Here is an 11147-nt window from a genome sequence, read left to right as displayed (position 1 = left end):
GTACAGATGATGCCATTGAAGTGGCCAAAGAAGTAGGCTATCCCGTACTGGTGCGCCCCAGCTATGTACTGGGCGGCCAGCGTATGCGCATTGTAATTAATGAGGAGGAGCTGGAAAAGGCGGTGATCAGCCTTCTGAAGCACCTGCCCGGCAACAAAATATTGATTGACCACTTCCTGGACCGTTGCCAGGAAGCTGAGATAGACGCCATTTTTGACGGGGAAGATTTTCATGTGATGGGCGTAATGGAGCACATAGAGCCAGCCGGCATTCACAGCGGGGACAGTAACGCTGTGTTACCGGCCTTTAACCTTACACCGCTGGAAGTAACCACCATGGAGTACTATGCGGAAAAAATAGCCCGTGCGCTCAATATCCGCGGGTTAATAAACATACAGTTTGCCGTGAAGAACGGGAAGGTGTTTGTGATAGAAGCCAACCCCCGCGCATCCCGCACAACACCGTTTATTGCCAAGGCTTACCAGGTACCTTACCTGAACATAGCTACCCGGGTAATGCTGGGGCACAATAAGCTGAAGGACTTTACCATTGAGAAAAAGCTGGATGGTTTTGCCATTAAGGAACCGGTGTTCTCTTTCAATAAATTCCCGGGCGTGAACAAAGAGCTGGGCCCTGAAATGAAGTCGACCGGTGAGGCTATCCGCTTCATCAAAGACCTGCGGGATCCTTACTTCCGCCAGCTGTATAAGGAAAAGAGCATGTATCTGAGTAAATAGCGTAAAGCAGAAAGGATAAAGCATAAAGCTGAAAGCGAGGGGTGATACTCCGGTAGCTTTCAGCTTTTTTGTTGGCTGGATTTGTTTGGCTATTGGTTTAAACTTTCTGCCTTAGCATGTGGCTTTGCACTTACTGTGCCTTTCCGGCATTCTTGGATGCTTACTCCCGGTGATGTCATTTCTTTTGTTAGTCTTTATCAGCACCTTTGAATCTTACTCCCCCTATGGTGTAATTTTTTTGTCGGTCCTTGCCACTCCTTTGGATGCTCACTCCCGGTTGCGGTCCTTTATCAGTCCTATCATCTCCTTTGGATGCTTTACTCCCGGTGCGGTTTTCATTTTCTTCATCAGCACTTCCACGGCTACTGACGCTTCCCGGCAAGCAGTTCTACGCTTGTTATTTCCGGCGGTACACCCTCGCTTTCAGTGATCCGTTGGGCATCCTTACTAAACCCAGATGGGTATTACTATAGTAGTTATCCATCAGTATAAGGCAGCTATACCTGCTGGTATATCCATGGTAGTAAGGCCTCCTGTTTTTTTCTTTGGAAGATGAATAGACAATCCTGCACGCGCGCATTATAACGAGTGTCTGATCGTTTTGCTGCAATCCATTGCAGAGATAAGCCCCTACAGCTTGCCCTAATATCGTCTGCATGGTACAATTTTGTCTTAGTTAATAAAAGGGTAGGTTTATTTCAGTTAATAAAGGAGAGAATTTCCAGGTTATTGTACAACAGTAGTGCTGTCAAAGATTATTCCTGTAAGGAATAAAAAGGACGTTCTGCAATATAAAACGGATCAATTGCGAAAAATTCCAGTCTCGGTGATATAACCTGAGCGGTTTACCGGCGCCGGTATGAATGGAGTAACCTGGAGATGGCTATAAAAAATCAGAGCCTGATAAAGATCAGGCTCTTTCTTTTCCCTCAAAATAACCATTAAAGACACGACTATTTATAATAAAATAGCGTGACCGGTAATGCAGTTTACTATAAATATTATAATTTAAAAAGATGTTAACTAATCAATAACAGATTTTAAATATCAGTATTTAATATTAATTGATTTTCAATATATTTCAAATGAATGTTTCTTGCATTTGTTAAAGCCTTCTTAAAGGGTTGTCCTGTTTTGCCCCTTTTTGAGGGGTCTTTTACAGGTGCTTTTTCTATATCATCCCATTAACATATGATAAACTTTTGGAGTAAGCTGGTTCCCCTAAATTCGCTCTTTTCCTGAAAGTTTAATAACCCGGAAAACCCAATTGAGAGCAACACCATTTCTTCGTTTATGCGTACCGTTAGCCTCTGGTATCTGCCTGCAAATATGGCTGGTTATAAGCTGGTGGTGGTTAACAGGTATCTTGCTGCTTATGCTGGCAGCCTTGCTTGCATGGAGTTTCCTGCCTTTGGGAAAACAGTATACCACTAACCCGCTGCGTGGGGTATTGTTATATGTATTGATCATATGCGCAGGCGCTTTGCTGGTATTACTGAAAGATATACGCAGCCAGCCCCGTTACTTTGGAAAACTTTTGCAGGGTAAAGATACTTTGCTGGTAAGCATCCAGGAACCCCTGCAGGAGCGCGCCCGCAGCTGGAAAACCACGGCCGTGGTACAGGCCATTATTCACCACCGGCAGGTAATACCGGTAAAAGGTAACCTGCTGCTCTATTTTCAAAAACATAGTACCGTTAGCAGTCTGCAGTGCGGGGATGAGGTTTGGATCAGCAGCACGCTTAGCCCTGTAAGCAGCAGCGGCAATCCCGGCGCCTTTAACTACCGCCAGCACTGCGCCACTAAACAGATCTTTCACCAGGCCTATCTTAAAGCCGGCAGCTGGAAAAGATCAGCGTATAACAGCAGCACGCTGGCCGATCGGTACCTGTTACGGGCCCGGGCCTGGTGTATACATACCTTACAACAATACCTGGGCAATGGGCCGGAAGCTGCGCTGGCTGCCGCGCTGCTGATAGGCTACCGCTACGATCTTGACCGCGATATGGTGCAGGCCTATACCAATGCAGGCGTAGTACATATCATTGCTATTTCCGGTATGCACCTGGCGCTTATTTATGCATCTCTTTTATGGGTGCTGCAATGGTGGCCGCCGCACCGGCTTTCCAATCTGGCCAAGGCGGTGATCGTGATCAGCATGTTATGGGGTTTTGCCCTGATCACCGGCGCGGCTGCATCCATATTACGTGCGGCCGTAATGTTCACCGCAGTAGCCATCGGGCAGTTTGTGCTGGACCGCCATACCAATACCTATAACACCCTGGCTGCATCGGCCTTCCTTTTATTGTGCTATGATCCCTGGCTGTTGTGGGATGCGGGTTTCCAGCTTTCTTACCTGGCGGTATTAAGCATTGTGCTATGCTATAAACCGTTGTATGAATTATGGCTCATTCAAAACAAATGGTTAAACAAGCTATGGGAGGCCGTAGCCCTCACCCTGGCGGCGCAGCTGTTTACCATACCGGTATGCCTCTATTACTTTCACCAGTTCCCGAATTTGTTCCTGCCCGCCAATTTATTGATCGTAACGCTATCTACTATCATCCTGTATGGTTTAATTGTATTGCTGGCAGTAGCGCCCTGGCCGGCCCTGGCGCATTACACCGGTATAGGTATAAAGTACCTGATAACAGCTATGAACCGCCTGGTGCTGTTTATAGAACAATTGCCCTATGCCGTTACCAACAATATTTATATGCCGCTTTATGCCACGGTATGTGCTTATGTGATCATAGCAGCTTTGGTAACAGTATGGCTGGGTAAGCAGCCCAAAGCCTGGCTGCTGGCCTTGTATGCCGGTTTGTGCTGGGCAGGGATAGATGTTACACTGGCCATACAGGCCGCTAACCGCCGCACCATTATTATTTATAACGTGCCCGCCTATACGGCAATAGATGTGATCAGCGGGCATCAGCTGCAATTTGCCGGTGATACGGCCATCCAGCAAAATGATAGCTTACGCAGCCGCTACCTGCAGCCGGCCCGTTTATTATATGGCGCTGCCCCCGGTGCTATACCCGCCTTTTCCCGCAAAAGTGCATTTATAAGTATGGGCCATACCAGGATGGTGGTAGTAGACAGTACCTGGCGGCCGTTTAGCCCGGCAAAAAAATTCAGTACAGATTATATTTTGCTCTCGCACCATCCCCGTTTGACTATCAGCCAATTAAAGAACATGTTTACCTGTAAGATGATTATTTTCGATGCTTCCAACTCATTATGGCAGATACAACGGTGGAAAAATGATTGCAGCGTACTAACTTTGCGCTGCTTTTCGGTCCCTGAACAGGGAGCCTATCTTATTAATTTCTAATGTTTTCCATTCATGCAAAAGCAAATTAAATCAGCACTGATCTCCGTTTTCTATAAAGATAACCTGGAGAACATCGTGAAAGAATTGGGTGCGCAGGGCGTAACAATTTACTCCACCGGCGGTACCCAGAAATTTATTGAGGAGCAGGGCGTGAAATGTGTAGCGGTAGAGGACCTCACCGCGTATCCTTCTATATTGGGCGGCCGGGTAAAAACCCTGCATCCGAAGGTTTTTGGCGGCATACTCGCACGCCGCGGTAACAACCAGGACCTGGAACAATTACAGGAATATGGTATCCCGGAAATAGACCTGGTGATAGTAGACCTGTACCCCTTTGAGGAAACCGTTAAAAGCACTACGGAAGAACAGGCCATTATTGAAAAGATAGACATTGGCGGTGTATCCCTGATACGCGCTGCCGGCAAGAACTATAAAGATGTAGTGATCGTTGCATCCAAAGACCAATATGCCGACCTGGAAAAAGTACTGGTAGAAAATAAAGGCGCTACCAGCATGGAGGACCGGCGCCGCTTTGCTGCAAAAGCATTTGAAGTGTGTGCGCACTACGATGTAGCCATTGCAGGGTATTTCCTGAACAATGAGCCCCAGCAATACTTCCAGGTATCTGCCCCCCAGGGCCAGGTAATGCGCTACGGGGAAAACCCGCACCAGCGCGGCATCTTCTTCGGTAACCTGCAGGAGCTGTTTAACAAGCTGCATGGTAAGGAGCTGTCTTATAACAACCTGGTGGATGTGGATGCTGCCTGCCAGCTGGTGCAGGAGTTTACTGAAACCACTTTTGTAGTAATAAAACATACCAACGTATGCGGTATTGCCAGCCGCGCTACTCTGAAAGAAGCCTGGGAAGCTGCCCTGGCAGGTGATAAGGAAAGTGCGTTTGGCGGTGTGCTGGCTGCTAATAAGGTAATAGACAAAGCTACCGCAGAGGCTATCAATGAAATATTCTTTGAAATACTGATAGCGCCTGGGTTTGATGAAGATGCGCTGGCCGTGCTCACCACTAAAAAGAACCGCATTTTACTGCAGCAGAAACAGCCGGTAAAACAGCCCTATGTATACAAGAATGTGCTGAATGGTGTGCTGGTGCAGGATAGCGATACCGTTAACTATAAAGACTGGACCGATGCCGGCGCCCGCCCTGCGGATGCCACTGAAAAGGCCGACCTGGAGTTTGCCAACCTGGTATGCAAGCACCTGAAATCAAACGCTATTGCGCTGGTTAAGAACAAACAGCTGATAGGCAAGGGCTGCGGCCAAACCTCCCGTATAGATGCGCTGCGCCATGCCATTGAAAAAGCCAAGCAGTTCAACTTTGACCTGAAAGGCGCTGCCATGGCTTCCGACGCCTTCTTCCCCTTTAATGACTGTGTGCAGATAGCGCATGAAGCCGGCATTACTTCCGTAATACAACCCGGTGGCTCCGTACGCGATAATGATTCCATTGAATATTGCAAGCAGAACGGCATGGTAATGATCATGACCGGCATACGGCACTTTAAGCACTAAGAAACTTAATAAATGTGCAGATATGTGGATGTGCAGATGGTCTATCATCTGCACATTTGCATATCTGCATATTTGCACATCTGCACTTCCTTCCCGCATTACAGAAAAATTTTATAGTATTGTGCCATAGCCTATGGCATTCCTACACCATAATATCATGCAAAATGCTGCGGATGCAGACCTGATCCGGGAGTACAAAGCTTCCGGTAAGCTGGATTACCTGGCGGCTCTGTACCAGCGTTATATGAACCTGGTGTACGGGGTATGCCTGCGGTATTTTGACGAAGCTGCCAGTAAGGATGCTGTAATGCAGATCTTTGAGGAGCTGATCCCTAAGCTGAAACAGCATGAGGTACAGAATTTCAAAAGCTGGCTGCATGTGCTGGCCCGCAACCACTGCCTTATGAAGCTACGGTCCCTGAAAACAAAGGAGGGGCGGCAGGTTTCCATAGAAGAACGGCCGCTTATGGAAAATGAGGAAATTGCACATCATGAGAATGGAATAAGCCTGGAGGATAATTTACAGGCCATGGAAAAATGCCTGGAAACCTTACCGGAGGAGCAGCAAAAGAGTGTGAACCTTTTTTACCTGCAGGAAAAAAGCTACCGGGAGGTAGCCGCCCTTACAGGATATGAAATGAATAAAGTGAAAAGCTATATACAGAACGGGAAGCGTAACCTGAAAATTTGTATGGAGCAACAACAACATGCCTGATAATCATGCACATAATAAACCCGTCAGCGAAGAGCTGATACGCCAGTACCTGGCCGGTGAGCTGGATGATAAGGCTATGCATGCGCTGGAACGGCAGGCGCTGGACGATCCTTTCCTGGCCGATGCGCTGGAAGGGTACGCCGCCCATAGCCCGGACCAGTCGGCCCACCTTGCCGATCTGGAGAACCGCTTAGAGCAGCGGGTGAACAGGGATAAAGGGAAAGTGCGGATTATGTATTACCGCTGGGCATCAGCCGCAGCTATTTTATTGATACTGGGCCTGAGCTTCATCTGGATCAACCACCAGGAGCTTACCCACCGGAAGGATATAGCAAAGGTATCAACCACTGAAAATGCTATCCTCCATAAACAGGATAGCGCTGCGGGCTTGCAAACGCCTGCCAGTGAGCCGGCAACCTGGAAAAAGGGTGAGGATGCCCCAAGCGGCGACCTTGCCGGGAAACCAGGCACCATACCCCCATCACCACCCGCAGCTGTTGCCAGCGCACCGGCAAAAGATGCCGTGCAGCCATCTGCCCCCGCTCTTAAGGTTGAAAGAACCAGTGATGCCGCCATAAGAGCTGCAGAGACAGCAGCCCCGGCAGAAGATGCGCCGGTGCAAACCGCACCTGCTGCGCCTCGTATAATGATGGCAGACACCACTGTGGCCGCAAAACAGGATGCATATAACAGCTATTACCGGTATGAAGCAGAGAAAAAGGCAAAGGGCTATGCTAATGTGAACCGCAGCAACCAGGCCATGGTAGCCCAGGAACGTACCCCGGATGAAAAGCTGAGGGCCAAAATGATGATGGCGCCGGTAGCCCGGCATATTGTAGTGCTGGGATCCTCTACTGCGGAAGGCGTTGGTCCTAAAACAAAAGACAGTACCTGGGTAAACCTGCTGCGTAAATACCTGCAGGAAAAAGCGCCGCAATCAACGGTTACCAACCTGGCGGTAGGCGGTTTTACCTCTTACCGCATACTGCCCAGCGATGCAGATGTTCCCTTCCTGAAACCCAAGCCGGATGCAGCTCACAACATTACACAGGCACTGGCCCTGCAGCCGGATATGATCATCATTAACATGCCCTCCAATGATATTAATGCCGGTTACTCATTAAAAGAATACCAGCGTAACCTGGATGCTGTAATGAAGCTGGCCCGCCAGCAGCATGTAACCTGTTATATTACCACCACCCAGCCCCGTAATACGGAGGAGGCTAAACGAAAACAGCTCATAGCCATGCGGGATTACATTATCCGGCATTACCCTCATAACTACATTGATTGCTGGGAAGGGCTCAGCGCCCCGGATGGCTCTCTGTTGCCGCAGTACAACAGCGGCGATGGGGTACACCTCAATGGCCTGGGCCACCAGCTGATGTTTGAGCGGATAAAAGAAAAGATAAATTAATGTGCAGATATGCAAATGGGCAAATTTGCCCGACGTTATACCGTCATCTGCACATCTGCATATTTGCAAATCTGCACATCATCTTGCTTTCATCGCCCGGATCAGCTTCCGGTTCCTTCTGTTTGCGCGGCTTTCATTCAGGGAAGATAATGCCCACAGGGCTGCAGGCAGCCAGCCAATAAGGGTGATCTGCAATAGCAGGCAAAGAATACCCCGCAGTATACGTCCCCTTAATAAAAAGGAAAGCCAGGGTAACAAAATTGCTAAAAGGGTCATAAAACAGGTATTAGTGCTTTTTTCTTTCCTTCCATAGCTGGTTAAATGATTTAGGAGCAAATACGGGCAGGTCCCGGTCGTCGCCCCAGGCTTTGGCAAAAAAGCGTTTCATGAAAAAGTTCTTCATTTTGCCATTGGTCATATTCATCATTTTACGGCTCAGGGATGCCTGTTTCCAGCCAAACCAGGCCATTTTCTCACCACCGGATGTATAGTTCTCTTCTACTGCTTTGTGGCGGTTGTGTAATAACAGCTCATGCAGGTTAATGCGCACGGGGCATACTTCTGTACAGTTGCCGCAGAGGGAGGAGGCATAACTTAAATGCCCATACGATTCCATGCTTTGCAGGTAAGGGGTGATCACAGCGCCTATAGGGCCGCTGTAAGTGGTACCGTATGCATGGCCGCCAATATTTTTATATACCGGGCAGGCATTCAGGCAGGATCCGCAGCGTATGCAGTACAGCGCTTCGCGGGCTTCCGTATCCTGCAACAGGCTGGTGCGCCCGTTATCCATCAGTATCACATACATTTCTTCCGGGCCATCTGTTTCCCCTTCCTGGCGCGGGCCACTGAAGATAGAGTTATACACCGTTACCTGCTGCCCGGTGCCGTAAGTGGCCAGCAGGGGCCAGAACAGCGCCAGGTCGTTAACGGAGGGCAGCACTTTTTCAATGCCTACCAGCACAATATGTGTTTTGGGAAAAGCGGTGCTCAGGCGGGCATTGCCTTCATTTTCACTCACGGCTACAGAGCCGGTATCTGCTATAATAAAATTAGCGCCGGTAATACCTATTTCGGCCTGCAGGTATTTTTGCCGCAGGTTCTCACGGGCTACCAGCGTAAGCTGTTCAGGAGTAAGGCCGGGTGCAGTGCCCAGCTTTTCAGTAAAGAGCTGCGCTATATCCTCCTTACTTTTATGCATGGCCGGTGTAACAATATGGTAAGGCGGTTCCCCATCCAGCTGTTGAATATATTCACCCAGGTCGGTTTCCACGCATTCAATGCCTTGTTTGGCCAGGAAGTCGTTCAGGTGCACTTCTTCCGTTGCCATGGATTTACTTTTTACAATGCTTTTGCATTGCTTGGCCTGGCAAATGGCCAGGATCTCTTCCTGCACCTGCTGGGTATTCTCTGCCCATATCACTTTGCCACCCCGTTTGGTGAACTGCATTTCAAATTCTTCCAGGTATTTATCCAGGTGTTCGATGGCCCGCCATTTAATATTCTTGGCCCGCTCCCGGGCGGTTTGCAGCTCTGTGAACTGCAGCTTGCCCGATTTTACGGCAGTATTATATTTACCAATGTTGAAATTGATAGTACGGCGATGTCCCAGATCAGCGGCTTTCTGTTCGCTTTTTTCCAGGAAAGTGGATGCGGTTTGTTGCATAAGCAAATTAAAATTCCAAGATCCAAAATAAAGATAGGGAACTTCAAGGGATAGGTTAGTTAGTATATCTCAGACCTGACTGGTCTTGTTGTTGTTGCTATGTTCAAAGCCGTCAGGCCGTTTCTAAAACCTGGCTGGTGCGGTCAAAAATCCGGCCAGCTTTTAAGGATGCATTTTCTTTGCTATCTTATCCAACACGGTATAGAACTCTTCCCCGTATTTACGTATGAGCGCTTCTCTTAAAAAACGGTACACCGGTACCTGTAGCTTTTTACCATTGCGGCAGGCGGGGGCGCAAACATCCCACCGGTCATAATTCACAGCTTCATAGCTTTCGTACTTTTTAATGCGGATGGGGTATAAATGGCAGGAGATGGGTTTCTTAAAATCCACTACGCCATCATTATATGCTTTTTCAATACCGCAGCCTACGATGCCTTTTTCATCAACGGATGCATACGCGCAGATCCCTTTATTTACGATGGGGGTTACATATCCGTATTCATCGTCAATAGTATGGGTGCCTGTTTTTGCTATTTCTTCCAGGCCTTCTGCCCGCAGGTAAGATCTTATTTTCGGGAGGATCTTTTTCAGGGTTTTTACTTCCTGTTTGTCCAGTGGCGCGCCACAGTCGCCGGCCACACAACAGGCGCCCTTGCAGGCGCTCAGGTTGCAAACGAACTGCTCCTCAATTACTTCGTCACTGATATATTTGTCGTCTATTACAATCATGTGGTAGTCCATGGTCCATAGTCCATGGTCCATGGACTATACCGTATTTCAAGCCTCCTGGTGCAAAATTAAGCTAAAATAAAAAGACTTTCCTACCGCCACCGCAGTGTCTCCACCAAATGCCACATATCTTCCTGCAGGAATTTATGCACCGGCGCCAGGGAATCTGCATTGGGCGTTGCGTCAAAGTAAAGCGCGCCACGTAAAAAATGATGGGTGGAGTCGGTAGCAAAAAATTGTTTGGCGCTGGCGGCATTACCGCCCACCTCGTAAAACAGGCCGCTTACGCCATGCCCGTTATTAATATCCTTCTCGTCAATATAATCAGCCTTATAGGTGTGCTTATAGGTCATTTTAAAGGCATCAGCCACCAGGTTTTCCAGCTTATTCTTAGCGCCTATTTCCTTGTAGCTCACATAGATCTTACCATTCAGGGAAGGAAAGTCTATATTGATCCAGTAAGGGTTTTCGGGATGCTCGCCAAAAAAAGTGCTGTCTTTGGTTACCTGTGCATAGGCCGGGTATTCAAAAGTGTAAGGGTACCCGGGCTGGTCAAATACCCGGTATTGCTTTTGTGGAAAGGTGATGTTGAAATAGCCTCTTGGCTTGGGTGTATAGCTTTGCTCGCAGGCGGCAAAAAAAAGTATGAAAATAAAAAGCAGGTACCTCATGTTACAGCGGTTGGAATAGTTGAAAACAGCAGCTTAGCCGGCGGCTACACCTTCGTCCTGGCGAATGGTCACCTGTACTTTCTGTATGCGCATTTTGCTTACTTCCAGTACGGTAAAGTCAAAGCTGCTGTAATTAATAACGCTGTTCTCTTCCGGAAATTTGCCGGCCAGCTCTAATATCAGCCCGCCAATGGAATCGCTTTCGCCTTTTACATGCTCAAAAGTATCGGGCGGAACGTTCATAATGCGGCAAACATCGTTCAGCATGGTCTTTCCTTCAAACACGTAGGTGAAGTTATCTACTTTGCTATAGTTAAATTCTTCCTCGTCAAATTCATCCTTAATATC

The 11147-nt window shown here is 48.1% G+C and carries 10 protein-coding genes; 5 read left to right on the top strand and 5 right to left on the bottom strand.

All coding sequences use genetic code 11. The features are described 5' to 3' along the window. The 5 genes from VIM87_RS26055 to VIM87_RS26035 all read left to right on the top strand — a co-directional run. Positions 1 to 737: ATP-grasp domain-containing protein (locus VIM87_RS26055; protein WP_331999826.1), on the top strand; the 737-nt coding region annotated here is incomplete at its 5' end. Positions 738 to 2004: 1267 nt separating this feature from the next. Beyond that, positions 2005 to 4071, top strand: coding sequence for a ComEC/Rec2 family competence protein (locus VIM87_RS26050; RefSeq protein WP_331999825.1), 2067 nt, complete (start codon positions 2005 to 2007; stop codon positions 4069 to 4071). A 12-nt stretch (positions 4072 to 4083) separates the two neighbouring features. Further along, on the top strand, positions 4084 to 5598 hold the full coding sequence (gene purH, locus VIM87_RS26045; RefSeq protein WP_331999824.1) for a bifunctional phosphoribosylaminoimidazolecarboxamide formyltransferase/IMP cyclohydrolase: 1515 nt from the start codon (positions 4084 to 4086) through the stop codon (positions 5596 to 5598). A 157-nt stretch (positions 5599 to 5755) separates the two neighbouring features. Continuing rightward, complete coding sequence (locus VIM87_RS26040) at positions 5756 to 6313, top strand: sigma-70 family RNA polymerase sigma factor (protein WP_331999823.1); 558 nt, start codon at positions 5756 to 5758, stop codon at positions 6311 to 6313. Beyond that, positions 6306 to 7730, top strand: coding sequence for an SGNH/GDSL hydrolase family protein (locus VIM87_RS26035; protein WP_331999822.1), 1425 nt, complete (start codon positions 6306 to 6308; stop codon positions 7728 to 7730). The genes VIM87_RS26040 and VIM87_RS26035 overlap by 8 nt, the downstream gene beginning before the upstream one ends. Positions 7731 to 7808: 78 nt before the next feature. Here the strand turns inward: VIM87_RS26035 and VIM87_RS26030 are convergent, their stop codons facing one another. The 5 genes from VIM87_RS26030 to VIM87_RS26010 all read right to left on the bottom strand — a co-directional run. Next, entirely contained in the window at positions 7809 to 8006 is a 198-nt protein-coding gene (locus VIM87_RS26030; protein ID WP_331999821.1) for a YqaE/Pmp3 family membrane protein, read from the bottom strand. A 10-nt stretch (positions 8007 to 8016) separates the two neighbouring features. Further along, positions 8017 to 9396: a LutB/LldF family L-lactate oxidation iron-sulfur protein gene (locus VIM87_RS26025; protein WP_331999820.1), complete on the bottom strand. Its 1380-nt coding sequence runs from the start codon at positions 9394 to 9396 to the stop codon at positions 8017 to 8019. A 162-nt stretch (positions 9397 to 9558) separates the two neighbouring features. Continuing rightward, on the bottom strand, positions 9559 to 10161 hold the full coding sequence (locus tag VIM87_RS26020; protein ID WP_331999819.1) for a DUF3109 family protein: 603 nt from the start codon (positions 10159 to 10161) through the stop codon (positions 9559 to 9561). A gap of 59 nt (positions 10162 to 10220) precedes the next feature. Further along, positions 10221 to 10799: a gliding motility lipoprotein GldD gene (gene gldD / locus VIM87_RS26015; protein WP_331999818.1), complete on the bottom strand. Its 579-nt coding sequence runs from the start codon at positions 10797 to 10799 to the stop codon at positions 10221 to 10223. A 33-nt stretch (positions 10800 to 10832) separates the two neighbouring features. Continuing rightward, the coding region (locus VIM87_RS26010; protein ID WP_331999817.1) for a transporter associated domain-containing protein at positions 10833 to 11147 on the bottom strand (315 nt) is incomplete at its 5' end.

Origin of the sequence: Chitinophaga sp. (assembly GCF_036569125.1) — a bacterium.
Taxonomy (GTDB): Bacteria; Bacteroidota; Bacteroidia; order Chitinophagales; family Chitinophagaceae; genus Chitinophaga.
This window is presented reverse-complemented; position numbering and strand designations above follow the sequence as displayed.